A 23,680-nucleotide genomic window follows, 5' to 3' on the forward strand; every position below is an offset into this window, starting at 1 on the left:
TGAATGTTTGCTTTCTTTCGTCCTGCCGCACATCAGGCTCCATTGCCTGAAGAAAAAATAGACAGCACCTACCGCCGCCTGCGCTGGCAGATCTTCGCCGGCATCTTTATCGGCTACGCCGGTTACTACCTGCTGCGCAAGAACTTCTCCCTCGCCATGCCGTACCTGATCGACGAAGGCTACAGCCGTGGCGACCTCGGCTTGGCGATGTCGGCGATCGCCATTGCTTACGGTCTGTCGAAGTTCCTCATGGGCCTGGTGTCCGACCGTTCCAACCCGCGCTTCTTCCTGCCGTTCGGTCTGCTGGTCTCGGCCGGGGTGATGTTCATTTTCGGTTTCGCGCCGTGGGCAACGTCCAGCGTGACGATGATGTTCATTCTCCTGTTCATCAACGGCTGGGCGCAGGGCATGGGCTGGCCGCCGAGCGGGCGGACCATGGTGCACTGGTGGTCGCAGAAGGAACGCGGCGGCGTGGTGTCGGTGTGGAACGTGGCGCATAACGTCGGCGGCGGTCTGATCGGCCCGCTGTTCCTGATCGGCATGGGTCTGTTCAACGACTGGCACGCGGCGTTTTACGTCCCGGCAGCGGTCGCGCTGGGCGTGGCGGTATTCGCCTTCATCACCATGCGCGACACCCCGCAATCGGTCGGCCTGCCGCCGATCGAGCAGTACAAGAACGATTACCCGGAAGGCTACGACGCCAGCCACGAAGACGAATTCAGCGCCAAGGAAATCTTCGTCAAATACGTGCTGCGCAACAAAATGCTCTGGTACATCGCTCTGGCCAACGTTTTCGTCTACTTGCTGCGCTACGGCGTGCTGGACTGGGCGCCGACGTACCTGAAGGAAGCCAAGGGCTTCACCGTGGATAAAACCTCGTGGGCCTATTTCTTCTACGAGTGGGCAGGCATCCCGGGCACGCTGCTGTGCGGCTGGATGTCGGACAAGATCTTCCGTGGCAACCGTGGTCTGACCGGCATGGTGTTCATGGCCCTGGTGACTGTCGCGACCCTGGTTTACTGGCTGAATCCGGCCGGCAATCCGATGGTCGACATGATCGCCCTGCTGTCGATCGGCTTCCTGATCTACGGCCCGGTGATGCTGATCGGCCTGCAAGCGCTGGAACTGGCGCCGAAGAAAGCCGCCGGTACCGCAGCGGGCTTCACCGGTCTGTTCGGTTATCTGGGTGGTTCGGTCGCGGCCAGTGCGGCGATGGGCTACACCGTTGACCACTTCGGCTGGGATGGCGGTTTCGTGCTGCTGGTCGGCGCTTGCCTGCTGGCGATGGCCTTCCTTGCGCCAACGCTGTGGCACAAGCAAGTCGCCAGTCAGAGCCGTGAAGCGGTCGCCTGATCGCTGTGTGATTTACAGCGCTTGAGCCGCGCCTCCAGATTTCGATCCGGCATGGCGTGGCTGCGCAGGGCGTGCGCGGTCTGCTCGACATAATCGCGAGTGGTGCCGTAACGCCCGCTGGCGCTGGCGAACACCTGGCTGAGCACATGATCCGGCAAGTTGCCGGCATAGCTCGGCAGGTGACGCTCCAGAACGAATCCCAAGGCCTGCACCTGAGTGCCATCTTCGAGCCGGCAATTGAGCCAGTGCGGGCGATACGAGGGAAACGGCATCTCACGTTTCCACAGGGCATACAGCGCGGTATCGAGATTGTCTTCCGGCAAGCGGTAGGCAAAACCACTGCACGAACCACCACGATCCAGACCGAACACCAGGCCGGGCATTTCCGGGGTACCCCGATGCTCGTGGGACCACAGGTACAAGCCGCGATGGTAGCCATGCACGCGACCGCGCATGCGCTCGACTGCCGTGCATTCCGGGCGCCAGATCAGCGAACCATAGGCGAAAAGCCACACCGGCCCGCCCTTGTGGCGCGCCATGGTCGATTGCATGGAAGCGAGAAGTTGTTCGTGCGTCAGCTGCGGCCCAAGATCGAGCCGCGGAGGGTAAGCCAGGTTCAGAATTGCGTTTTCAATGGCGCTCATGGCGAATAGCGTTCAGCTCCCCGCGGGTGAAGAATTACTAATAGAACGCACCGTTGTAACAATAAGGCACATATGTTTAAAGGCAAATTAAGTGCCACTGATTAATTGCCTGATTCATATATAACCTAGCGATATTTACTATCTAAGGTAAATACCGATCGGCTATATACCAAGTTATAAGTCTCAGGAGCGCGGCGCATAGGCGAAGACGTCGGCGCGCATCTGATGCGCATCCATCCCCGCCTCGACCAGCGCGTCCAGCGTGCCATAGACCATCGCCGGCGAACCGCTGGCATAGACGTGCAGCGGCTTCAGATCGGGGAAATCCTCGCAAACCGCCTCGTGCAACATCCCGCAGCGCCCTTCCCAGCCGCACTGGTCGCTGACCACTTTGTGCAGGAACAGATTGGGCAGCTTCAGCCATTCGTTCCAGTGCTCGATCTGATAAAAATCTTCCGGGCGGCGTACGCCCCAATACAGATGCACTGGATGCTTGAAGCCTTCGGCTCGGCAATGTTCGATCAGGCTGTGAATCTGGCCCATGCCGGTACCGGCGGCGATCAACACCAGTGGACCGTCGGGCAGCTCCGCAAGATGGGTGTCGCCAAAGGGCAGCTCGACACGCACCATCGGGTTGCGTCGCAGCTGCTCGATCAGGCTCAACGCACTGGTTTCGCGCGCCAGCACATGGATTTCCAGATCACGCCCGCCGTGGGGTGCCGAGGCCATGGAGAACGCGGATTTCTCACCGCTCTCGCGCTCGATCATCAAATATTGCCCAGCGTGATAGCGCGGCGGCTTGCCCGCCGGTGCACGCAGACGCACGCGCCAGGTGTCGCCGCCGACCTCGCGGCACTCGATGACCTGACACGACAGGCTACGCACCGGCAGCTCACCCAGTGCGAGCACGCCATCCCACAACAGCACGCAGTCTTCCAGCGGTGCGGCGATGCAGGTGTAGAACTCGCCATGATCGTGGACTTTGCCGGCCTGTTCGACGCGGCCTTCGACCAGCAGCGCTGCACACACGTGGCAATTGCCGTTGCGGCAGCTTTGCGGGCAGTCATAGCCCAGGCGCCGCGCACCGTCGAGAATCCGCTCACCGGGCTGTATCTCGAGCACTGCTCCGGAAGGCTGCAGGGTTACACGCATCAATCTATTCCTAACTGATTCCAGATGGCATCGATCCGTTGGGTGACGGCGTCGTCCTTGACGATCACGCGGCCCCACTCGCGGGTGGTTTCGCCCGGCCACTTGTGGGTGGCATCCAGGCCCATTTTCGAGCCCAGGCCGGAGATCGGCGAGGCGAAGTCGAGATAGTCGATCGGCGTGTTATCAATCATCACCGTATCGCGCTTTGGGTCCATGCGCGTGGTGATGGCCCAGATCACGTCGTTCCAGTCGCGGGCGTTGATATCGTCGTCAGTGACGATAACGAACTTGGTGTACATGAACTGTCGCAAAAACGACCAGACACCGAGCATCACGCGCTTGGCATGCCCCGGATACGACTTCTTCATCGTCACCACGGCCATGCGGTACGAGCAGCCTTCCGGCGGCAGGTAGAAGTCGGTGATCTCCGGGAACTGCTTCTGCAGAATCGGCACGAACACTTCGTTCAGCGCCACGCCGAGAATCGCCGGCTCATCCGGCGGACGCCCGGTGTAAGTGCTGTGATAGATCGGTTTGATCCGGTGGGTAATGCGCTCGACGGTGAACACCGGGAAGCTGTCGACTTCGTTGTAGTAACCGGTGTGGTCGCCATACGGGCCTTCGTCGGCCATTTCGCCCGGATGAATCACGCCTTCAAGGATGATTTCGGCGGTGGCCGGCACTTGCAGATCGTTGCCACGGCACTTGACCAGTTCGGTGCGGTTACCGCGCAAGAGCCCTGCGAAAGCATATTCGGAGAGGCTGTCCGGCACCGGCGTCACGGCACCGAGAATCGTCGCAGGATCGGCGCCAAGGGCCACGGACACCGGGAACGGCTGGCCCGGGTGCTTCTCGCACCACTCGCGGAAGTCGAGAGCGCCGCCACGATGGCTGAGCCAGCGCATGATCACCTTGTTGCGGCCGATCACTTGCTGGCGGTAGATGCCGAGGTTCTGGCGCTCCTTGTTCGGGCCTTTGGTGACCGTCAGGCCCCAGGTGATCAGCGGGCCAACGTCGCCGGGCCAGCAGGTCTGCACCGGCAACATCGCCAGATCGACGTCGTCGCCTTCGATGACCACTTCCTGACACACCGCGTCTTTGACGACTTTCGGCGCCATCGAAATGATCTTGCGGAAGATCGGCAGTTTCGACCATGCGTCCTTCAAGCCCTTCGGCGGCTCCGGCTCCTTGAGGAAGGCTAGCAGCTTGCCGATCTCGCGCAGTTCGCTGACCGACTCGGCGCCCATGCCCATGGCCACGCGCTCGGGGGTGCCGAACAGGTTGCCGAGCACCGGAATGTCATAACCGGTGGGCTTCTCGAACAACAGTGCCGGGCCTTTGGCCCGCAGCGTGCGGTCGCACACCTCAGTCATCTCCAGCACCGGCGAGACGGGAATCTGGATGCGTTTCAACTCTCCGCGCTGCTCAAGCTGCTGCACGAAATCCCGAAGATCCTTGAATTTCATTGACGATGGCACCCTCAAAATAGGCGTACATCCTACCTGCTCTGAGGGGCAAACAGCAGCCCGTCAGAGTCCGACAGTACTCAATGCCGGTTTGTGCCCAGCAATACCGGAGCAAAAAGCGGGCTCAGTCTGGCGCTGCCAATGTCCGAGAGATGGTCCTCATCCTTGTACTGCGAGTGGCCGTTGACCTCGATGCTGCAGACCCCGTCAGCACACATCATCGGCGTCGGATCGATAACGTGAACACCCGGATCGGCTTCGCTCATGGACGTGAACAAGCTGCCGAGAAAATGCTGGCGCGCCAGGTGTTCCTCAAGCGGACGACCCAGACCCTCGGCGGAACGGCCGACCCTTGCCAGACTGGTCAGGCGGTTAATGGTGCCCTTGCGTTGCAGCGGCACCTCCTTGAACAGCCAGACCTGCACGCCGGCTGCGCGCAAGGCAGCCACCCGCGCGCGCAACGCGGCGGCCATGCGTTGCTCGGCCTGGGCGGTATCGTCATGGGCGTTGAGCAAAACCTTCTTGTCGCCATCCTCGCGACCATAAACGTAAAGACTCCAATTGGACGCCAATACCACGTCCTTGATGCCAAGGCTGAGCACTTTGTCCATGGTCTGCTGATTGAAGTCCTTGCACCGCTGGCGCGGCTCGTCGCTGAGAATCGGCGGACAGGCGCTCATACTGAACAACCACACCGAACGACCGTCGCGGCGGGCGTTGCTCTCGATAGCTGGCATCAACGCAGCCGCATGGCTGTCACCCCAGAACGCCTGGGTCGGCGGCGTACTCTGTTCGCCTCCGACCAGACAGGCCTTGTCGATCGATTTGTCTTGCGTCACCACCATGCATTTCATTTGCCCGGCGCGCCACTCGCGGGCCTGGGCATATTCCAGAGCCTTGCCGCTCAGGCGCCCGGGGATCCCATCGGCCGAGCGAATCGCTGAACCGACCGCGACCAGTACAGCGATGGCCACTACCGCACCCGCCAGTATCGACTTACGTTCGCCCAGCAAACGTTTTTCCCGAAACGGCAATTCGATGTAGCGCAGGCTCAGCCACGCCAGACCTACTGCCAGCGCAATCCAGGCGAGCGCCTCGAGCGGCTGGATACCGTCGATGGAAATGGCGTTGGCGTACACGTAAATCGGCCAGTGCCACAGGTACAGCGAATAGGACAGCAGGCCGATCCAGACCAGCGGCCGCAGACTCAATAGTCGTGCAGCCCAGGTCGGGCCTTGAGCGCCTGACCAGATCAGGGCAGTGGTGCCCAGTACCGGCAGCAACGCCGCCCACCCAGGAAACACTGTTGAGCGGTCAAACGTGAATACGGCGACCAGCACAGCCGCCAGACCGGCAATGCCGACCATCTGGTACAGCCACGGTCGTACCGCCTGTCTCGGCGCAGGCATTACCGCGAGCATCGCCCCGCACAACAACTCCCAGGCACGAGTCGGCAAGGCAAAAAAAGTGAATTCCGGCTTGTGCTCAATCCAGGCGATGTTCAGGCCAAAGGAAATCAGCAGCAATCCCAGCAACATCCAGCGCCAGTGTCTGAAATAGCGAACCAGCACGGCCATCAGTAACGGGAAGAAAATGTAGTACTGCTCTTCAACCGCCAGCGACCAGGTGTGCAACAACGGTTTCAGATCGGAGGCCGGCTGAAAATAGCCGTCCTCGCGCATGAACAGAATATTGGAGATGAACAGCGACTGATAACGCACCGTCCGGCCAAGTTCGGAGAAATCCTTCGCCGTCAGCAGCAGCCAACCCAGCGCCAGCGTCACCAGCATGACCACCGTCAAGGCAGGAATGATGCGGCGGGCACGGCGCGCCCAGAAATCGACAAAGCTGAATCGCTTGGCGCTGATTTCACGAAACAGGATCGAGGTGATCAGGAATCCGGAGATTACGAAGAAAACATCCACGCCGACAAAGCCGCCGCTGAATGTATTGAATCCGAAATGAAACAGCACGACGGGAAGTACCGCCAGTGCCCGTAAGCCGTCGATATCACGGCGATTGCCAAACGTGTGCATGAAAAACCTTACCTGTTCTGGGTACAGAATCCCTTGAAGGCGCGACGTTAGCAGCCGCGCAAATTTCAATCCAGATACAAATAAATCGCGGACAAAAAAAAGCGCCCCTCGCGGAGCGCTCCTTTTATCAGCTGCGTACTACTTGCGTTTCATCGACAAGAAGAACTCGTCGTTGGTCTTGGTCGTTTTCAGCTTGTCGACCAGGAACTCGATGGCGGCGACTTCGTCCATCGGGTGCAGCAGCTTGCGCAGAATCCACATGCGCTGCAGTTCGTCGTCGGCGGTCAGCAACTCTTCGCGGCGGGTGCCGGAGCGGTTGATGTTGATGGCCGGGAACACACGCTTCTCGGCGATCTTGCGATCCAGAGGCAGTTCCATGTTGCCGGTACCCTTGAACTCTTCGTAGATCACTTCGTCCATCTTCGAGCCGGTTTCAACCAGCGCGGTGGCGATAATGGTCAGCGAGCCGCCTTCTTCGATGTTACGCGCGGCACCGAAGAAACGCTTCGGCTTCTCGAGGGCGTGGGCATCGACACCACCGGTCAATACCTTGCCGGAGCTCGGGATCACGGTGTTGTAGGCACGGGCCAGACGGGTGATGGAGTCGAGCAGGATCACCACGTCTTTCTTGTGCTCGACCAGGCGCTTGGCCTTCTCGATCACCATTTCAGCAACCTGCACGTGACGGGTCGGCGGCTCGTCGAAGGTCGAGGCAACCACTTCGCCGCGCACGGTGCGCTGCATTTCGGTCACTTCTTCCGGACGCTCGTCGATCAACAGCACGATCAGGTGAACTTCAGGATTGTTACGGGCGATGTTCGCTGCGATGTTCTGCAGCATGATCGTTTTACCGGCTTTCGGCGGTGCGACGATCAGACCACGCTGGCCTTTGCCGATCGGTGCACACAGGTCGATCACGCGACCGGTGAGGTCTTCGGTGGAACCGTTGCCGGCTTCCATCTTCATGCGCACCGTCGGGAACAGCGGCGTCAGGTTCTCGAAGAGAATCTTGTTTTTCGCGTTCTCCGGACGATCGAAGTTGATCGTGTCGACCTTGAGCAGGGCGAAATACCGCTCGCCTTCCTTCGGAGGGCGGATCTTGCCAACGATGGTGTCACCGGTGCGCAAGTTGAAGCGGCGGATCTGGCTCGGCGAGACGTAGATGTCGTCAGGGCCGGCGAGGTAGGAAGCGTCTGCGGAGCGCAGGAAGCCGAAGCCGTCCTGGAGAATCTCCAGCACGCCATCACCGGAGATTTCCTCGCCGCTTTTCGCGTGCTTTTTCAGCAGGGAGAAAATCACGTCCTGCTTGCGCGAACGGGCCATATTTTCTATGCCCATCTGTTCGGCCAATTCGAGCAGTTCGGTAATCGGCTTTTGCTTGAGTTCAGTCAGATTCATATAGGAATGACGTAATCATTTATGGAGGGGGGGAAATTAAGCTTTTGGCTTAATGAGGCCGCGCCGCGGAGAAGGCGACAGGATCGCGAACTAATTCGAAAAGGAGTGCGTCGGCGACGGCTAGCAGGGGGCATTGGAGAAACCAGTGCGGGGCCGAATGTACCACCTGAGTTTCGGAGCGTCTAGCCCTGAATATGCAAAAAGCCCCGCGATTTGCGGGGCTTTTTTTCAGCGTTTTACTGCGACGCTCAGATGTTGGCGTCGAGGAACGCCGCCAGCTGCGACTTCGACAGTGCGCCGACCTTGGTCGCTTCAACGTTGCCGTTCTTGAACAGCATCAGCGTCGGGATACCACGCACGCCATGCTTGGCCGGGGTTTCCTGGTTTTCGTCGATGTTCAGTTTGGCGACGGTCAGCTTGCCTTTGTAAGTCTCGGCAATCTCGTCCAGAACCGGTGCGATCATTTTGCAAGGGCCGCACCATTCAGCCCAGTAGTCGACCAGGACAGCGCCTTCGGCCTTGAGTACGTCGGCTTCGAAGCTAGCGTCGCTAACGTGTTTGATCAGATCGCTGCTCATGGAATTCTCCAGGTTGTAAGCAAAAAAACGTGGCCCATCATAGCCGCCCTTCCCTTGTTCAGGAAGCCGCAGATGATTGAGTGTTGCTATGGCCCTTGATGAGTTTGGGTATAGCTCAAGTCACGCCGTGGCGGGAGCGATGAAGGCGATTCCGGTGCGCAGGGCGGCGTTGCGCACATGTTCCTGCATGGCTTTCTGCGCCGCCGTCGAGGCGCGGCGCGCCAGTGCGCGGAGGATCTTGCGGTGTTCCTGCCAGGTTTCCATGGCGCGCTCGGCGCGGATGAACGGCAGTTTCTGGCTCTCGAGGAAGATCTGGGCGCTGGCGGTGAGGATGCTCAGCATCGCCTGATTGCCGCTGGCGAGAAGGATGCGCCGGTGGAATTCGAAGTCGAGTTTCGCCGCTGCCTCAAAGTCGCCGAGCTTCAATTGCTCGCGCATGGCCGCAACGTTGTCTTCCAGCGCATCCAGATCGAACGTGCTCAACGTCACCGCCGCCAACCCTGCTGCAAACCCTTCGAGCGCATAGCGCAATTGAAAGATATCCAGCGGCGATGCCTGCGCCGCAAACGACCAGCCTGGCGCGTTGTCGCCGCGCGACAATTCGACCGGTGACTGCACGAACACGCCCTTGCCCGGCTGAATGCTGACCACGCCCAGTGCACTGAGCGACGACAGCGCTTCACGCAACGATGCCCGGCTGACGCCCAGTTGCAGCGCCAGATCCCGTTGCGAAGGCAACGCATCGCCGGCACCGAAGCCCTGTTCGGTGATCAGTTTGCGGATCGCTTGCAGCGCCACTTCGGGTACGGCGCGGGAGATCGAATTCATGATGTGCGGACGCGTCAGGGCCAAGGTGCGGCTAGTTGTAAAGCTATTCGTCGAGTCCGGCAAGTCGTGCCCCAGCGGGGTTCGGCGCGCACTGCCGATGCGCCATCGCAGTGCGAAAACCGAGTTGACTGTTCAGACCAGTAAGACCGAACCAAGCCGCTGCTACTGCGGCCTGCCGGGGCGAAATCCGCCTGTTGGCACGGCCCATGCTCTGTCCGATCGCAGCAACCACTTCCCGCCGATCCGGAGATTGTCCATGACCCAGCGTTACAGCGCCCTCCTCGCTTCCCTGTTTGCCGGCCTGCTGCTGTGCCAGGCCCCCGCTCACGCCGACGGTCTGGACGACGTGGTCAAACGCGGCACGCTGAAAGTTGCCGTGCCCCAGGACTTCCCACCGTTCGGCTCGGTCGGCCCGGACATGAAGCCGCGCGGCCTGGATATCGACACGGCGAAACTGCTCGCCGACCAACTCAAGGTCAAACTCGAACTGACCCCGGTCAACAGCACCAACCGCATCCCGTTCCTCACCACCGGCAAGGTTGATCTGGTGATTTCCAGCCTCGGCAAAAACGCCGAGCGTGAGAAGGTCATCGACTTTTCCCGCGCCTATGCGCCGTTCTACCTCGCCGTGTTCGGTCCGCCAGACGCTGCGATTACCAGCCTCGACGACCTCAAGGGCAAGACCATCAGCGTCACCCGTGGCGCCATCGAAGACATCGAGCTGAGCAAAGTCGCCCCCGAAGGCGTGACCATCAAACGTTTCGAAGACAACAACTCGACCATCGCCGCTTATCTGGCAGGCCAGGTCGATCTGATCGCCAGCGGCAACGTGGTAATGGTGGCCATCAGCGAGAAGAACCCCAAGCGCGTACCGGCGCTGAAGGTGAAGCTCAAGGATTCCCCGGTCTATGTGGGCGTGAACAAGAACGAAGCGGCGCTGCTGACCAAGGTCAACGACATCCTCAACACCGCCAAGGCTGACGGCGCACTGGAAAAGAATTCGCAGACCTGGCTGAAAGAGCCGCTGCCGGCCGATCTCTGATCGACTGCGCGGGAGACCTTCATGGCTTATCAGTTCGATTTTTTGCCGGTGGTGGAAAACACCGACCTGCTGCTGCGCGGCGCTTTGTTCACGCTGGAGCTGACCGCCATCGGCGCGCTGCTCGGGGTCGGCGTGGGCATTGTCGGGGCGCTGGTGCGGGCGTGGCAGATCCGCCCGTTCTCGGCGATCTTCGGCGTCTACGTCGAGTTGATCCGCAACACGCCGTTTCTGGTGCAACTGTTCTTCATCTTCTTCGGCCTGCCGTCGCTCGGCATGCAGATCTCCGAGTGGCAGGCGGCAGTGCTGGCGATGGTGATCAACCTTGGCGCCTATTCGACCGAAATCATCCGCGCCGGCATCCAGGCGATTCCGCGCGGGCAACTGGAAGCGGCTGCGGCACTGGCGATGACCCGCTTCGAAGCGTTCCGCCACGTCGTCCTGCTGCCGGCGCTGGGCAAGGTCTGGCCGGCGCTGAGCAGCCAGATCATCATTGTCATGCTCGGTTCGGCGGTGTGTTCGCAGATCGCCACGGAAGAATTGAGCTTCGCCGCCAACTTCATTCAGTCGCGCAACTTCCGCGCCTTTGAAACCTATGCGCTGACCACCCTGATCTATCTGTGCATGGCGCTGCTGATCCGCCAGTTGCTCAACTGGTTCGGCCGCCGGTTCATTGCGAGGAGCAGCCAATGAGCGATTTCACTTTCTGGGACATCCTGCGCAACCTGCTCACCGGCCTGCAATGGACCCTGGCGCTGTCACTGGTGGCGTTCATTGGCGGCGGCCTCGTCGGGCTGCTGATTCTGGTGATGCGCATCTCCAAGAACACGCTGCCCAGCAGCATCGCCCGCACCTGGATCGAGCTGTTTCAGGGCACGCCCCTGTTGATGCAACTGTTTCTGGTGTTCTTCGGCGTGGCGCTGGCCGGGATCGAGATTTCGCCGTGGATGGCCGCCGCGATCGCTTTGACCTTGTTCACCAGCGCCTATCTGGCGGAGATCTGGCGCGGCTGCGTCGAGGCCATTCCCCACGGTCAGTGGGAAGCCTCGTCGAGCCTGGCGCTCAATCCGCTCGAGCAGTTGCGCTACGTGATTCTGCCGCAAGCGCTGCGCATCGCCGTGGCGCCGACCGTGGGCTTCTCGGTGCAAGTGGTCAAGGGCACAGCGGTGACCTCGATCATCGGCTTCACCGAACTGACCAAGACCGGCGGCATGCTCGCCAATGCCACGTTCGAACCGTTCATGGTCTACGGCCTCGTCGCCCTCGGCTACTTCCTGCTCTGCTACCCCTTGTCCCTCAGTGCGCGCTACCTGGAAAGGAGACTGCATGCCTCTGCTTAGAATTTCCGCCCTGCATAAATACTACGGCGATCACCACGTACTCAAAGGCATCGACCTCAGCGTCGAGGAAGGCCAGGTCGTGGCGATCATCGGCCGCAGTGGCTCGGGCAAATCGACCCTGTTGCGCACGCTCAACGGCCTGGAGTCGATCAACGACGGTGTGATCGAAGTCGACGGCGAATACCTCGACGCCGCCCGCGCTGATCTGCGCAGCCTGCGACAGAAGGTCGGCATGGTCTTCCAGCAGTTCAACCTGTTCCCGCACCTGACCGTCGGGGAGAACGTCATGCTCGCGCCGCAAGTGGTGCAGAAAGTACCCAAAGCCAAGGCTGCCGAACTGGCGCGCGAAATGCTCGAGCGAGTCGGGCTCGGGGAGAAATTCGATGCCTTCCCGGACCGCTTGTCCGGTGGTCAGCAGCAGCGGGTGGCGATCGCCCGGGCTTTGGCGATGTCGCCGAAGGTGTTGCTGTGCGATGAAATCACTTCGGCACTGGACCCGGAACTGGTCAATGAAGTGCTCAGCGTGGTGCGGCAATTGGCCAAGGAAGGCATGACGCTGATCATGGTCACCCACGAGATGCGCTTTGCCCGGGAAGTCGGCGATAAATTGGTCTTCATGCACCACGGTAAAGTCCATGAAGTGGGCGATCCGAAGGTGTTGTTTGCCAATCCGCAGACGGCCGAGCTGGCGAACTTTATTGGCACGGTGGAGGCGACAGCCTGAAGCAGCCTCATCCTGATCGTTCCCACGCTCCGCGTGGGAATGCCTCACCGGACGCTCTGCGTCCGCTTTTGGGACGCGGAGCGTCCCGGGCTGCATTCTCACGCAGAGCGTAGGAACGATCAGGTTTGAACCATGCGCGTTGGCGCCAGCGTTTGATCGTGGCACGATGTCGGGGTTATCGACCGAGACCCCCTGACCATGCCGCAATCCCAAGCCAAGAATCTGTCCCTGATCGCCGCAATCGACCTGGGCTCCAACAGCTTTCACATGGTCGTGGCCAAGGCCCAGAACGGCGAAATCCGCATCCTCGAGCGCCTCGGCGAGAAGGTGCAACTGGCCGCCGGCATCGACGACGCGCGCCAGCTCAACGAAGAATCGATGCAGCGCGGCCTCGATTGCCTCAAGCGCTTTGCCCAACTGATCAACGGTATGCCGCTCGGCGCCGTGCGCATCGTCGGCACCAACGCCCTGCGTGAAGCGCGCAACCGTGGCGAATTCATCCGCCGCGCCGAAGAAATCCTCGGCCACACGGTAGAAGTCATCTCCGGCCGTGAAGAAGCGCGCCTGATCTATCTCGGCGTTTCGCACACGCTCGCCGACACTCCAGGCAAACGTTTGGTCGCCGACATCGGCGGCGGCAGTACTGAATTCATCATCGGCCAGCGCTTCGAGCCGTTGCTGCGCGAAAGCCTGCAAATGGGCTGCGTGAGTTTCACCCAGCGCTACTTCAAGGACGGCAAGATCACCCCGGCGCGCTACGCCCAGGCCTACACGGCGGCGCGCCTGGAAATCATGAGCATCGAGCACGCCCTGCATCGCCTGACCTGGGATGAAGCCATCGGCTCCTCCGGTACGATTCGCGCCATCGGCCTGGCCCTGAAGGCCGGCGGCCACGGCAGCGGCGAGGTCAACGCCGAAGGCCTGGCGTGGCTCAAGCGCAAACTGTTCAAGCTGGGCGACGCCGACAAGATCGATTTTGAAGGCATCAAGCCTGACCGCCGGGCGATCTTCCCGGCGGGCCTGGCGATTCTCGAAGCGATCTTCGACGCCCTCGAACTGCAACGCATGGATCATTGTGAAGGCGCGCTGCGTGAAGGTGTGCTCTACGACCTGCTCGGCCGCCATCATCACGAAGACGTGCGCGAACGCACCCTGACCTCGCTGATGGAGCGCTATCACGTCGACCTGGAACAGGCGGCGCGGGTCGAGCGCAAGGCCCTGCACGCCTTCGATCAGGTCGCCGTGGACTGGGAACTGGATGACGGCATCTGGCGCGAACTGCTCGGCTGGGCGGCGAAAGTGCACGAAGTCGGCCTCGACATCGCTCACTATCACTACCACAAGCATGGCGCCTACCTCATCGAGCACTCCGACCTGGCAGGCTTCTCGCGAGAAGACCAGCAGATGCTCGCGCTATTGGTGCGCGGGCACCGGCGCAATATTCCCAAGGACAAGTTCGCCGAATTCGGCGATGACGGCATCAAGCTGATTCGCCTGTGCGTGCTGCTGCGCTTTGCCATTCTGTTCCACCACATTCGCGGGACACAGGCGATGCCGCAGGTGGCGCTGCATGCGAGTGGCGATCATCTCGATGTGGAATTCCCGGAGAACTGGCTGGATGAAAATCAGCTGACCCAGGCGGATTTCGGGCTTGAGGCGGACTGGTTGACGCGGGTGGGGATTGTCCTCACGGTGCATTGACACTGATTGTGGCGAGGGGATTTATCCCCGCTGGCCTGCGCAGCAGGCCCGATTTTGACTCAAGGGGTCGCTTCGCGCCCAACGGGGATAAATCCCCTCGCCACAGGTCGGAATCAGTGTAGGTACAAAAAAGGCGATCCCGAGGGATCGCCTTTTTTATTGGGCTGACGGTCAACTGCTCACCGGCAATATCGGGCTGCCCAACCGCTCCAGCAACGTCGCCTGCGCACTGCGCGGGTTCTGGTTGCCGGTAGGGGTATTGCGGATGTAGCGGCCGTCCGACTGCAGGCTCCAGCTGTGGGTGTTGTCGGTCAGGTACAGCTCCAGCTCCTTCTTGACGCGGGTCAGCAGTTTCTTGCCTTCCACCGGGAAGCAGGTCTCGACGCGCTTGTCGAGGTTGCGCTCCATCCAGTCAGCGCTGGAGAGGAACATCTGCTCGTCGCCGCCGTTGAGGAAGTAGAACACCCGCGTGTGCTCGAGGAAGCGGCCAATGATCGAGCGCACATGAATGTTGTGCGAGACCCCGGCGATGCCCGGACGCAGGCAGCACATGCCGCGCACCACCAGATCGATGCGCACGCCGGACTGGCTGGCCTTGTACAGCGCACGGATGATCTTCGGATCGGTCAGCGAGTTGAACTTGGCGATGATGTGCGCCGGTTTGCCTTCGAGGGCGAACTGGGTTTCGCGGGCAATCATGTCGAGCATGCCCTTCTTCAGGGTGAACGGCGCATGCAGCAACTTTTTCATGCGCAGCGTCTTGCCCATGCCAATCAACTGGCTGAACAGTTTGCCGACGTCCTCGCACAAGGCGTCGTCGGAGGTGAGCAGGCTGTAGTCGGTGTAAAGCTTGGCGTTACCGGCGTGGTAGTTGCCGGTACCGAGATGCGCATAACGGACGATCTCGCCAGCCTCACGGCGCAGGATCAGCATCATCTTGGCGTGGGTCTTGAAGCCGACCACGCCGTAGATCACCACCGCACCGGCCGCTTGCAGACGGCTGGCCAGTTGCAGGTTGGATTCTTCGTCGAAGCGCGCACGCAGCTCGATCACCGCCGTGACCTCCTTGCCGTTACGCGCGGCGTCGACCAGCGCATCGACGATCTCGGAGTTGGCGCCGGAGCGATACAGGGTTTGCCGTACGGCCAACACATGCGGGTCTTTCGCGGCCTGACGCAGCAGGTCGACCACCGGCGTGAACGACTCGAACGGGTGCAGCAAGAGGATGTCCTGCTTGCTGACCACACTGAAGATGTTTTCGCTGTTCTGCAGCAGTTTCGGGATCTGCGGGGTGAACGGCGTGTATTGCAGCTCCGGATGGCTGTCCAGACCGGTGATGCTGAACAGGCGCGTCAGGTTGACCGGGCCGTTGACCTGGTACAGCTCGGTCTCGCTCAGGTTGAACTGCTTGAGCAGGTAGTCCGAGAGGTGTTTCGGGCAGGTGTCGGCAACTTCCAGACGCACCGCGTCACCGTAGCGCCGCGAGAACAGCTCGCCACGCAGGGCGCGGGCGAGGTCTTCGACGTCTTCGGAATCGAGCGCCAGGTCGGCGTTTCGGGTCAGGCGGAACTGGTAGCAGCCTTTGACCTTCATGCCCTGGAACAGGTCATCGGCGTGGGCGTGGATCATAGACGACAGGAATACATAGTTGTCGCCGGCGCCGCCGACTTCTTCCGGGACCTTGATGATCCGTGGCAGCAGGCGCGGCGCCGGGATGATCGCCAGACCGGAATCGCGACCGAAGGCGTCGATGCCTTCGAGCTCGACGATGAAGTTCAGGCTCTTGTTCACCAGCAGCGGGAACGGGTGCGTCGGGTCGAGGCCGATCGGGGTGATGATCGGCGCGATCTCGTCGCGGAAATAGCGGCGGACCCAGGTCTTGAGCTTGGTCGTCCAGTTGCGCCGACGGATGAAGCGCACCTGATGCTTTTCCAGCTCCGGCAGGAGGATGTCATTGAGGATCGCGTACTGGCGGTCAACGTGACCGTGAACCAGTTCGCTGATCCGCGCCAGCGCCTGATGCGGCTGCAAGCCGTCAGCACCGGCCTGTTCACGGGCGAAGGTGATCTGCTTTTTCAGCCCGGCGACGCGGATTTCGAAGAATTCGTCGAGGTTGCTGGAGAAGATCAGCAGGAACTTCAGCCGCTCCAACAACGGGTAGGACTCGTCCAGCGCCTGTTCCAGCACGCGGATGTTGAACTGCAATTGCGAAAGCTCGCGGTGGATGTACAGGCTGCTGTCATCCAGGCCGGGAATGGCGATCGCCGGTACCGCCACAGCGGTTTCGGCAACCGGCGCGGGTGGCGCAGGCTCCAGTTCCGGCGGGGTTTCGGTGATTTGCTCGACCACCGGCTGAGCTTCTTTTACGGCAACTTCAGTGAGTCCTTCGGTATTCATGGAATGTTCCTGGGAGGGCTATTTCTGCTCTCGTAACAATTGAGCGGCACGAACGGCAAAGTAAGTCAGGATGCCATCTGCACCGGCACGTTTAAAGGCGGTCAGTGACTCAAGGATCACCGCTTCGCTCAACCAGCCATTCTGGATAGCGGCCATGTGCATGGCGTATTCGCCACTAACCTGATAGACGAAGGTCGGCACCTTGAAGGCATCTTTGACGCGAAAAAGAATGTCCAGGTAGGGCATGCCCGGTTTGACCATGACCATGTCCGCGCCTTCGGACAAGTCGGCACCGACTTCGTGCAGCGCTTCGTCGCTGTTGGCCGGGTCCATCTGATAAGAGGCCTTGTTGGCCTTGCCGAGGTTCGACGCCGAACCCACGGCATCGCGGAAAGGGCCGTAGTAGGCGCTGGCGTATTTGGCCGAGTAGGCCATGATGCGCACGTTGACGTGACCGGCAATTTCCAGCGCCTCACGAATCGCCTGGATGCGGCCGTCCATCATGTCCGATGGCGCCACCACCTGCGCGCCGGCTTCGGCGTGGGACAACGCCTGACGCACCAGCGCATCGACGGTGATGTCGTTCTGCACGTAACCGTCTTCGTCGAGAATGCCGTCCTGACCGTGGGTGGTGAACGGGTCCAGCGCGACGTCAGTGATCACGCCCAGCTCCGGGAACCGCTCACGCAGGGCGCGAGTGGCGCGCTGGGCGATGCCTTCGGGATTCCACGCTTCGGCAGCATCGAGGGATTTCAGTTCAGCCGGCGTGACCGGGAACAGCGCCAGCGCCGGAATGCCCAGCTCGACCCATTTCGCCGCTTCTTCAAGCAGCAGATCAATGGTCAGTCGCTCGACGCCCGGCATCGAGGCCACGGCTTCGCGGCGGTTTTCACCGTCAAGCACGAACACCGGCAGGATCAGGTCATCGACCGTCAATACGTTTTCACGCACCAGGCGCCGCGAAAAATCATCACGACGATTGCGGCGCAGACGAGTGGCTGGGAACAGACGATTGGCGGGGGTAAAGCTCACGGCAGACTCCTGAGCCCGGGCAAACGGGCGAGCGTGACAGTTATAGACGGCCATTATGACTAACAGATGACAGTTATGTGTGCTCTGTGACAGGTAGCCGCAATCCATTGTCGATGTAGGAAATGTTCACGTCGAGACACATTTGGACACTTTCATGAATGTGCCCGAAGGGTTAGGCTGCGCGTTCATTTCGCCAGCACCCAGACAATGCTCCAACAATTTCTGCACGACTTTGGCTACTTTGCCTTGTTCCTCGGCACGTTCTTCGAAGGCGAAACCATTCTGGTGCTCGCAGGCTTCCTCGCGTTCCGTGGATACATGGACATCAACCTGGTGGTGGTCGTGGCGTTTTTCGGCAGTTATGCCGGCGATCAGCTGTGGTACTTCCTGGGGCGCAAGCACGGGCGCAAATTGCTCGCGCGCAAGCCGCGCTGGCAGATGATGGGCGACCGCGCGCTGGAGCACATCCGCAAACATCCGGACATCTGGGTCCTGAGCTTCCGCTTCGTTTATGGCCTGCGCACGGTGATGCCGGTGGCGATCGGCCTGTCCGGTTATCCGCCGGGGCGTTACTTGCTGCTCAATGGCATCGGCGCGGCGATCTGGGCCACCGCATTGGCCGCGGCGGCTTACCACTTCGGCGCAGTGCTGGAAGGCATGCTCGGCAGCATCAAGAAGTACGAGCTGTGGGTGCTCGGCGCCTTGCTGATCCTCGGCCTGGGCCTGTGGCTGCGGCGCCGCTTCAAGAATGCGCAACTGGCGAAGAAAATCTATCAGGACGAGCAGCTCGCCAAGGCCGCCGAGGCAGAGCAGTTGCGCCAGGCCGAAGCGACCCCTCCTGCCGGGCCGAAAACGCCAGCCGAATAAGCCATTCGCTGGCGGCTGCCACGCGCAGTCCAGGCAAATAATGAACACGCCGCCGCCGTTGCGATCCATTGAGAGAGCGCTCTGCCCCCGCGCGCGTCAGCCATGCCCCTATGGCCACGCGCGACGATTTGAGGGACATTGAGCGCCATGAATCTGGAGAGAAGCCCATGAGCAAAAAAGTTGCAGTGATCCTGTCCGGCAGTGGCGTGTACGACGGCGCCGAAATCCAGGAAAGTGTCATCACCCTGCTGCGCCTCGACCAGCGCGGCGCACAGGTGCAGTGCTTCGCGCCGAATATCGCGCAATTGCATGTGATCAACCACCTGACCGGCGAAGAAATGCCGGAATCGCGCAACGTGCTGGTGGAATCGGCGCGGATTGCCCGGGGCAACGTCAAGGATATCCGCGACGCCGATGTCGAGGATTTCGACGCACTGATCGTGCCCGGCGGTTTCGGCGCGGCAAAGAACCTGTCGAACTTCGCCATCGAAGGCGCCGGCTGCACCGTGCAACCTGAAGTGCTGGCCCTGGCCGAAGCATTTGCCGAAGCGGGCAAACCGGTCGGGCTGATCTGCATCTCCCCGGCGCTGGCGGCGAAAATCTATGGCCCGGGCGTGACCTGCACCATCGGCAACGACGCCGACACCGCTGCGGCCATGAACAAGATGGGCGCCACCCACGAAGAGTGCGCTGTGACCGAAATCGTCGAAGACAAGGCGCGCAAACTGGTCACCACCCCGGCGTACATGCTGGCGCAGACCATCAGTGAAGCGGCTTCGGGGATCAACAAACTGGTCGACCGCGTGCTCGAACTGACCCACGAAAACGACGCTTGACTCCTGCCTGCACCTAAACCCGAATGTGGGAGCGAGCCTGCTCGCGAATGCGTTGTATCAGCCAACGTCAGGTTGTATGACACACAGCTTTCGCGAGCAGGCTCGCTCCCACAGGGATTGTGCAAGACTCAGGGCTTGCGGGTGAGCCGGGTGAGAATCCGATCCAGCGCATTGGCAAACGCCTGCTTTTCACGCTCGCCAAACGGCGCCGGCCCGCCGCTCATCTGGCCCTGCTCCCTCAGATCGGTAAACAGGTTACGCACCGCCAGCCGCTCGCCCATGTTCTGCGCATCGAACTCCTTGCCGCGCGGATCCAGTGCCGCCACGCCCTTCTTGACCAGCCGATCGGCCAGCGGGATGTCGCTGCAGATCACCAGCTCGCCCGGCACGGCGTGCTCGACCAGATAATCATCCGCCGCATCCGGCCCGCTCGGCACCACGATCAGTTTGACGATGGCCAGCCCCGGCTTTGTCTGCGGCTGCCCGGCCACCAGCACCACTTCGAACTGGCGCTTGAGCGCGAACTTCACCACCAGATCCTTCGCCGCCCGTGGACAGGCGTCGGCATCGATCCATACACGCATGTTCTTGCCTCCAAAAATTCGCGAGCAGGCTCGCTCCCACAGGATACATACCGAACCTGTGGGAGCGAGCCTGCTCGCGAATATGAGCGCAGCGAATGCCTTTATGCAGCCGAAACCCGACGCTTCTCCGCCACCCAACTACGCCCATACAGCACAGCAATCGCCACAATCGCCACCACCTGCGCGGTCAGCGAATAGGCATCGGCATGGATTCCCAGCCAGTCGAACTCAAAGAATGCCACCGGCCGTGTGCCGAAGATCCCGGCTTCCTGCAAGGCCTTCACGCCATGCCCGGCAAACACCACCGACAGCGCGCACAACAGCGCGGCGTTGATGCTGAAGAACAGCGTCAGCGGCAGTTTCGCCGAGCCGCGCAGGATCACCCAGGCCAGACCGACCAGCAGCACCAGCGCCGTCGCACCGCCGGCCAGCACGGCGTTGTGCCCGGCAGGACCGGCCTGCAGCCACAGGGTTTCGTAGAACAGAATCACCTCAAACAATTCGCGATAGACCGAGAAGAACGCCAGGATCGCAAAACCGAAGCGACCCCCGCCGCCGACCAGACTGCTCTTGATGTAATCCTGCCAGGCCGCCGCATGACGGCGGTCATGCATCCACACGCCGAGCCACAACACCATGACGCTGGCAAACAGCGCGGTGGCGCCTTCCAGCAACTCACGCTGCGAACCGCTGACGTCGATCACATACGCCGCCAGCGCCCAGGTACCCAAGCCTGCCAGCAAGGCCAGGCCCCAACCGACGTTGACGCTGCGCACCGCTGACTGCTGACCGGTGTTGCGCAAGAAGGCGAGGATCGCCGCCAGCACCAGAATCGCTTCCAGGCCTTCGCGCAGCAGAATCAGCAGGCCGGAGATGTAACTCAGCGACCAGCTCAGACCGTCGCTGCCCAGCAGGCCGGCGGATTCCTTGAGCTTGGCCTTGGCCGCATCCAGACGCTGCTCGGCCTGTTCGACCGGCAGACCGTCCTGCAGCGACTGCCGGTAAGCCATCAGCGATTTTTCGGTGTCCTTGCGCACGTTGGCATCGACGTTGTCCAGCGAGCTTTCGACCAGCTCGAAGCCTTCCAGATACGCCGCTACCGACAGGTCATAGGCCTGATCATGTTCCCCGGCGCGGTAGGCCGCGAGGCTCTTGTCCAGCGTGGCGGCGGTGTAATCAAGCAACTGCGCCGGACCGCGTTTGACCTGCGGTGGTTGTGCGCGCTGGGCACGGAACGTCGCCGCGACCTCTGCGCCCTCGGCAGCCTGCACCTCAGCCGGGGTCTGCCGGGCCAGGTCGGCGATGTTGTAAACCTTGTCGGACTTGGCGGCCGCCGCATCGGCACTGAAGCCGGCGATGTAGGTGGCCAGATCCCAGCGCTGGCGATCATCGAGCTGATCGGCAAACGCCGGCATGTCGGTGCCTTCGACACCCTGGCCGAGGGTGCTGTAGATCGCGTACAGGCTCAAGTGATCCATGCGCGCAGCGTCGCGCAGGTTGGCTGGCGCGGGAGTCAGACCTACGCCGGCCGGGCCGTCGCCGGCACCTGTATCGCCGTGGCACACCGAGCAGTTCTGCGCATACAAAGGCGCGCCGCGTGTCGGGTCTGGAGTGATGATCGGTGCCTGACTGACTTCATAAGCCACCGCCAGTTTCGCCCCCAGCTGTCGGGCCTGACGGGCGACATCGGCGCCGTCCTGCTTCGCGGTGATGGCGGCGTGCAAAGATTCGACGCCCTGTTCCAGCGCGGCTTTTTCCGGTTTGGCCGGTAATGCAGTGATCAAGCCTTGCAGAACCTGGGTGAATTCCAGCTGCTCGCGGTATTCGCCATCGTCGATGACTTTGCCTGCGGCGACCGTTGGCGGGTAATCGGCACTGATGTAATCGAGCAGGTGCAACGCTTGCGGCGCGCCTTCCACGGTATCGGCCAGCAGCGGCAGGCTGCTCAGGGACAATAACGGGAACAGCAGCCAGGCCAGCAATCGGGACGAGGCAGTCATGAACGAATCTCAAATGGAAATGCGAAGTTACATATTGTTCACTTCGAAGACATTTCTCTCAAGCTTTGTCGGCGTTTCGCTTTGATTGGCAGGAAATACCCGGCAGACGGCAGCAGCGTTTGTCGCCGAGCATTGCCGCACTATCCGCTGCCGATTGAGCCTCGACACGTTCGATCAAGATCACAGCCATTTGCCACCATCCACTCTATACTGCCCGCCCCAGAGCATTTGCGCGCAAGGAATCAACCTCAATGCGGAGTCTTCCATTCGTTTTGCTGCTTTGCGTCGCTGTTCAGTTGAGCGGCTGTGCCGCCTATCGCAACTACGATCTTGAAATGCAGCAGACCACCGAGCAAATGACCCGGGGCAATCTGACCGGGGCTCTGGCACTGGTGGAAATGAACAACCCGTGGGAAGACAAGGATCTGCTGTATTACCTGGAAAAAGGCGCGATCCTCAGCGCTGGCAGTGCCCTGCCCGACAGCCAGGACGCTTGGCGCAATGCCGACCGAATGATCTTCCAGCGCGAGGAAGCCAACCCGTCCGGCGCGATGAAATTACTGGCGCGTTTCGGTGATGAAATGGGCACGATGCTGGTCAACGACAAGCTGCGGCGCTATGAAGGCTACGATTACGAAAAGGTCATGTTGACTACGCAAATGGCCTTGAACCAGCTATCCGTCAATGACTTTGCGGGCGCCCGCGCAGACATCAGGAAAACCCACGAACGCGAAGCATTGATCGCCCGCCAGCGTGAAAAGCAATACGAAGCGGCTGAGGAACAGGCGAAAGCTCAGGGCAAAATTCTCCATTACAAAGATCTGGAAGGCTACCCGGTCGCCTTGCTTGATGCGCCGCAGGTCGTTGAGCTGAAAAACGGCTACCAAAGTGCGTTCAGCCACTATCTGGCCGGATTCACCTATGAAGCCCTCGGCGAGCGCGCCCTCGCGGCGGCCGGTTATCGTCAGGCGATCGAACTGCGGCCGGACATGCCCTTGCTGCAAAAGGCCCTGCGCAATCTCGACAAACCGCCAGCGAAAGCCGATGAAAGCGATGTGTTGCTGATTATCCAGAGTGGCCTGGCTCCGGCTCGCAGCTCAGTGCAAGTGCCTATCCCGGTTCGTCTGAACGAAACACTGATCATCATCGCGCCCATTTCATTCCCGGTGATGGTGCCGGACGCGGTCACGCCCAACTTCAGCCATATCACCGTAGACGGTCGCAAACAGCCGTTGGTAGTGATCAACAGCGTGACTGACATGTCCATGCGCACACTGCGCGACGACATGCCGCAAATCATCTCGCGGGCGATGTTCCGCGCCAACATGGCCGCCATCGGTCAAGCGCAGGAAAACGAGCGCAACCCGGCGAAAGCCTCGTTGATCGTCACTCAGCATGATCCGTTCGAAGAAGCCGACACCCGCACATGGCGAGCGTTGCCGGACAAGACGCTGGTCGCCCGTCTGCGCTTGAAGAAAGGCCTGCATACCTTCCGTTTTGCGCCTGCGTCCATCGACCACCCTTTTGAAATGCGCGTCGACCAGGACCGCCAGATTCTGCACCTGCGGGTATTCCGGGATCAGGTCTATACCGTCGGATCAGCCTTTGTACCGAATCAAAAACCTGCGTCGGATAAACCCGCTTCTGCGGAGAAGTGATGGCACCGCATCTGAAAATGCACCCAAAAAGCTATTACATAGCCATC

General features: G+C 60.9%; 20 protein-coding genes. 9 read left to right on the forward strand and 11 right to left on the reverse strand.

The genetic code is table 11. The features are described 5' to 3' along the window. Window positions 1-3 precede the first annotated feature (3 nt). Window positions 4-1,353 carry a glycerol-3-phosphate transporter gene (gene glpT, locus BXA01_RS14805; RefSeq protein ID WP_024014747.1) on the forward strand — a complete coding sequence of 450 codons (1,350 nt, stop codon included), beginning with the start codon at window positions 4-6 and terminating at the stop codon, window positions 1,351-1,353. Here the strand turns inward: glpT and BXA01_RS14810 are convergent. The 7 genes from BXA01_RS14810 to BXA01_RS14840 all read right to left on the reverse strand — a co-directional run bounded on the left by BXA01_RS14810 (window position 1,329) and on the right by BXA01_RS14840 (window position 9,455). Continuing rightward, window positions 1,329-1,997, reverse strand: coding sequence for a gamma-glutamylcyclotransferase (locus tag BXA01_RS14810; RefSeq protein ID WP_024014748.1), 669 nt, complete (start codon window positions 1,995-1,997; stop codon window positions 1,329-1,331). The two genes, glpT and BXA01_RS14810, sit on opposite strands and share 25 nt — an antisense overlap. A 183-nt stretch (window positions 1,998-2,180) precedes the next feature. After that, window positions 2,181-3,149 carry a CDP-6-deoxy-delta-3,4-glucoseen reductase gene (locus tag BXA01_RS14815; protein ID WP_076564504.1) on the reverse strand — a complete coding sequence of 323 codons (969 nt, stop codon included), beginning with the start codon at window positions 3,147-3,149 and terminating at the stop codon, window positions 2,181-2,183. Beyond that, window positions 3,149-4,615, reverse strand: coding sequence for a 4-hydroxy-3-polyprenylbenzoate decarboxylase (ubiD, locus tag BXA01_RS14820; protein ID WP_039757427.1), 1,467 nt, complete (start codon window positions 4,613-4,615; stop codon window positions 3,149-3,151). The genes BXA01_RS14815 and ubiD overlap by 1 nt, the downstream gene beginning before the upstream one ends. 80 nt (window positions 4,616-4,695) lie before the next feature. Continuing rightward, window positions 4,696-6,651: an acyltransferase family protein gene (locus BXA01_RS14825; RefSeq protein WP_076564505.1), complete on the reverse strand. Its 1,956-nt coding sequence runs from the start codon at window positions 6,649-6,651 to the stop codon at window positions 4,696-4,698. 138 nt (window positions 6,652-6,789) lie between these two features. Further along, entirely contained in the window at window positions 6,790-8,049 is a 1,260-nt protein-coding gene (rho, locus tag BXA01_RS14830; protein ID WP_003229334.1) for a transcription termination factor Rho, read from the reverse strand. Window positions 8,050-8,297: 248 nt separating this feature from the next. Then, complete coding sequence (gene trxA, locus BXA01_RS14835) at window positions 8,298-8,627, reverse strand: thioredoxin TrxA (RefSeq protein ID WP_003206727.1); 330 nt, start codon at window positions 8,625-8,627, stop codon at window positions 8,298-8,300. 120 nt (window positions 8,628-8,747) lie between these two features. Next, window positions 8,748-9,455, reverse strand: a complete 708-nt coding sequence (locus BXA01_RS14840) for a FadR/GntR family transcriptional regulator (RefSeq protein ID WP_076567732.1) — start codon at window positions 9,453-9,455, stop codon at window positions 8,748-8,750. A gap of 256 nt (window positions 9,456-9,711) precedes the next feature. On the opposite strand from BXA01_RS14840, the gene BXA01_RS14845 reads away from it, so the two are divergent. The 5 genes from BXA01_RS14845 to ppx all read left to right on the forward strand — a co-directional run bounded on the left by BXA01_RS14845 (window position 9,712) and on the right by ppx (window position 14,259). Continuing rightward, window positions 9,712-10,497 carry a transporter substrate-binding domain-containing protein gene (locus BXA01_RS14845; protein WP_076564506.1) on the forward strand — a complete coding sequence of 262 codons (786 nt, stop codon included), beginning with the start codon at window positions 9,712-9,714 and terminating at the stop codon, window positions 10,495-10,497. A 21-nt stretch (window positions 10,498-10,518) separates the two neighbouring features. Next, window positions 10,519-11,187, forward strand: a complete 669-nt coding sequence (locus BXA01_RS14850; protein ID WP_016772622.1) for an amino acid ABC transporter permease — start codon at window positions 10,519-10,521, stop codon at window positions 11,185-11,187. Continuing rightward, window positions 11,184-11,834: an amino acid ABC transporter permease gene (locus BXA01_RS14855; protein WP_016772621.1), complete on the forward strand. Its 651-nt coding sequence runs from the start codon at window positions 11,184-11,186 to the stop codon at window positions 11,832-11,834. The genes BXA01_RS14850 and BXA01_RS14855 overlap by 4 nt, the downstream gene beginning before the upstream one ends. Next, window positions 11,821-12,558: an amino acid ABC transporter ATP-binding protein gene (locus BXA01_RS14860; RefSeq protein ID WP_007911148.1), complete on the forward strand. Its 738-nt coding sequence runs from the start codon at window positions 11,821-11,823 to the stop codon at window positions 12,556-12,558. Before BXA01_RS14855 ends, BXA01_RS14860 begins: the two co-directional genes overlap by 14 nt. A gap of 198 nt (window positions 12,559-12,756) precedes the next feature. After that, window positions 12,757-14,259: an exopolyphosphatase gene (gene ppx / locus BXA01_RS14865; RefSeq protein WP_076564507.1), complete on the forward strand. Its 1,503-nt coding sequence runs from the start codon at window positions 12,757-12,759 to the stop codon at window positions 14,257-14,259. Window positions 14,260-14,430: 171 nt separating this feature from the next. Here the strand turns inward: ppx and ppk1 are convergent, their stop codons facing one another. Beyond that, entirely contained in the window at window positions 14,431-16,656 is a 2,226-nt protein-coding gene (gene ppk1, locus BXA01_RS14870; RefSeq protein WP_016772619.1) for a polyphosphate kinase 1, read from the reverse strand. A gap of 18 nt (window positions 16,657-16,674) precedes the next feature. Continuing rightward, window positions 16,675-17,688: a porphobilinogen synthase gene (hemB, locus tag BXA01_RS14875; RefSeq protein WP_076564508.1), complete on the reverse strand. Its 1,014-nt coding sequence runs from the start codon at window positions 17,686-17,688 to the stop codon at window positions 16,675-16,677. Between the two features lie 207 nt (window positions 17,689-17,895). Here hemB and BXA01_RS14880 point away from each other — a divergent pair, with 207 nt between their 5' ends. Next, window positions 17,896-18,555, forward strand: a complete 660-nt coding sequence (locus BXA01_RS14880) for a DedA family protein (protein WP_056791681.1) — start codon at window positions 17,896-17,898, stop codon at window positions 18,553-18,555. 167 nt (window positions 18,556-18,722) lie between these two features. Beyond that, on the forward strand, window positions 18,723-19,391 hold the full coding sequence (elbB, locus tag BXA01_RS14885; protein WP_016772616.1) for an isoprenoid biosynthesis glyoxalase ElbB: 669 nt from the start codon (window positions 18,723-18,725) through the stop codon (window positions 19,389-19,391). 128 nt (window positions 19,392-19,519) lie between these two features. Here the strand turns inward: elbB and BXA01_RS14890 are convergent, their stop codons facing one another. Both BXA01_RS14890 and BXA01_RS14895 read right to left on the reverse strand, forming a co-directional pair. Further along, complete coding sequence (locus BXA01_RS14890) at window positions 19,520-19,975, reverse strand: YaiI/YqxD family protein (protein WP_041476910.1); 456 nt, start codon at window positions 19,973-19,975, stop codon at window positions 19,520-19,522. A 101-nt stretch (window positions 19,976-20,076) separates the two neighbouring features. After that, entirely contained in the window at window positions 20,077-21,975 is a 1,899-nt protein-coding gene (locus tag BXA01_RS14895; RefSeq protein WP_076564509.1) for an FTR1 family protein, read from the reverse strand. 251 nt (window positions 21,976-22,226) lie between these two features. Between BXA01_RS14895 and BXA01_RS14900 the strand changes: the two genes are divergently transcribed. Beyond that, window positions 22,227-23,633, forward strand: coding sequence for a COG3014 family protein (locus tag BXA01_RS14900; protein ID WP_076564510.1), 1,407 nt, complete (start codon window positions 22,227-22,229; stop codon window positions 23,631-23,633). The last annotated feature ends 47 nt before the right edge of the window (window positions 23,634-23,680 follow it).

This window comes from Pseudomonas sp. B10, assembly GCF_900156235.1.
Classification (GTDB): domain Bacteria; phylum Pseudomonadota; class Gammaproteobacteria; order Pseudomonadales; family Pseudomonadaceae; genus Aquipseudomonas; species Aquipseudomonas siliginis.

What these genes read in the sequence shown, in the direction of transcription:
- glpT (WP_024014747.1), top strand. Translation starts at nt 4, where the DNA reads ATGTTTGCTTTCTTTCGTCCTGCCGCACATCAGGCTCCATTGCCTGAA.
- BXA01_RS14810 (WP_024014748.1), bottom strand. Translation starts at nt 1,997, where the DNA reads ATGAGCGCCATTGAAAACGCAATTCTGAACCTGGCTTACCCTCCGCGG.
- BXA01_RS14815 (WP_076564504.1), bottom strand. Translation starts at nt 3,149, where the DNA reads ATGCGTGTAACCCTGCAGCCTTCCGGAGCAGTGCTCGAGATACAGCCC.
- ubiD (WP_039757427.1), bottom strand. Translation starts at nt 4,615, where the DNA reads ATGAAATTCAAGGATCTTCGGGATTTCGTGCAGCAGCTTGAGCAGCGC.
- BXA01_RS14825 (WP_076564505.1), bottom strand. Translation starts at nt 6,651, where the DNA reads ATGCACACGTTTGGCAATCGCCGTGATATCGACGGCTTACGGGCACTG.
- rho (WP_003229334.1), bottom strand. Translation starts at nt 8,049, where the DNA reads ATGAATCTGACTGAACTCAAGCAAAAGCCGATTACCGAACTGCTCGAA.
- trxA (WP_003206727.1), bottom strand. Translation starts at nt 8,627, where the DNA reads ATGAGCAGCGATCTGATCAAACACGTTAGCGACGCTAGCTTCGAAGCC.
- BXA01_RS14840 (WP_076567732.1), bottom strand. Translation starts at nt 9,455, where the DNA reads ATGAATTCGATCTCCCGCGCCGTACCCGAAGTGGCGCTGCAAGCGATC.
- BXA01_RS14845 (WP_076564506.1), top strand. Translation starts at nt 9,712, where the DNA reads ATGACCCAGCGTTACAGCGCCCTCCTCGCTTCCCTGTTTGCCGGCCTG.
- BXA01_RS14850 (WP_016772622.1), top strand. Translation starts at nt 10,519, where the DNA reads ATGGCTTATCAGTTCGATTTTTTGCCGGTGGTGGAAAACACCGACCTG.
- BXA01_RS14855 (WP_016772621.1), top strand. Translation starts at nt 11,184, where the DNA reads ATGAGCGATTTCACTTTCTGGGACATCCTGCGCAACCTGCTCACCGGC.
- BXA01_RS14860 (WP_007911148.1), top strand. Translation starts at nt 11,821, where the DNA reads ATGCCTCTGCTTAGAATTTCCGCCCTGCATAAATACTACGGCGATCAC.
- ppx (WP_076564507.1), top strand. Translation starts at nt 12,757, where the DNA reads ATGCCGCAATCCCAAGCCAAGAATCTGTCCCTGATCGCCGCAATCGAC.
- ppk1 (WP_016772619.1), bottom strand. Translation starts at nt 16,656, where the DNA reads ATGAATACCGAAGGACTCACTGAAGTTGCCGTAAAAGAAGCTCAGCCG.
- BXA01_RS14880 (WP_056791681.1), top strand. Translation starts at nt 17,896, where the DNA reads ATGCTCCAACAATTTCTGCACGACTTTGGCTACTTTGCCTTGTTCCTC.
- elbB (WP_016772616.1), top strand. Translation starts at nt 18,723, where the DNA reads ATGAGCAAAAAAGTTGCAGTGATCCTGTCCGGCAGTGGCGTGTACGAC.
- BXA01_RS14890 (WP_041476910.1), bottom strand. Translation starts at nt 19,975, where the DNA reads ATGCGTGTATGGATCGATGCCGACGCCTGTCCACGGGCGGCGAAGGAT.
- BXA01_RS14895 (WP_076564509.1), bottom strand. Translation starts at nt 21,975, where the DNA reads ATGACTGCCTCGTCCCGATTGCTGGCCTGGCTGCTGTTCCCGTTATTG.
- BXA01_RS14900 (WP_076564510.1), top strand. Translation starts at nt 22,227, where the DNA reads ATGCGGAGTCTTCCATTCGTTTTGCTGCTTTGCGTCGCTGTTCAGTTG.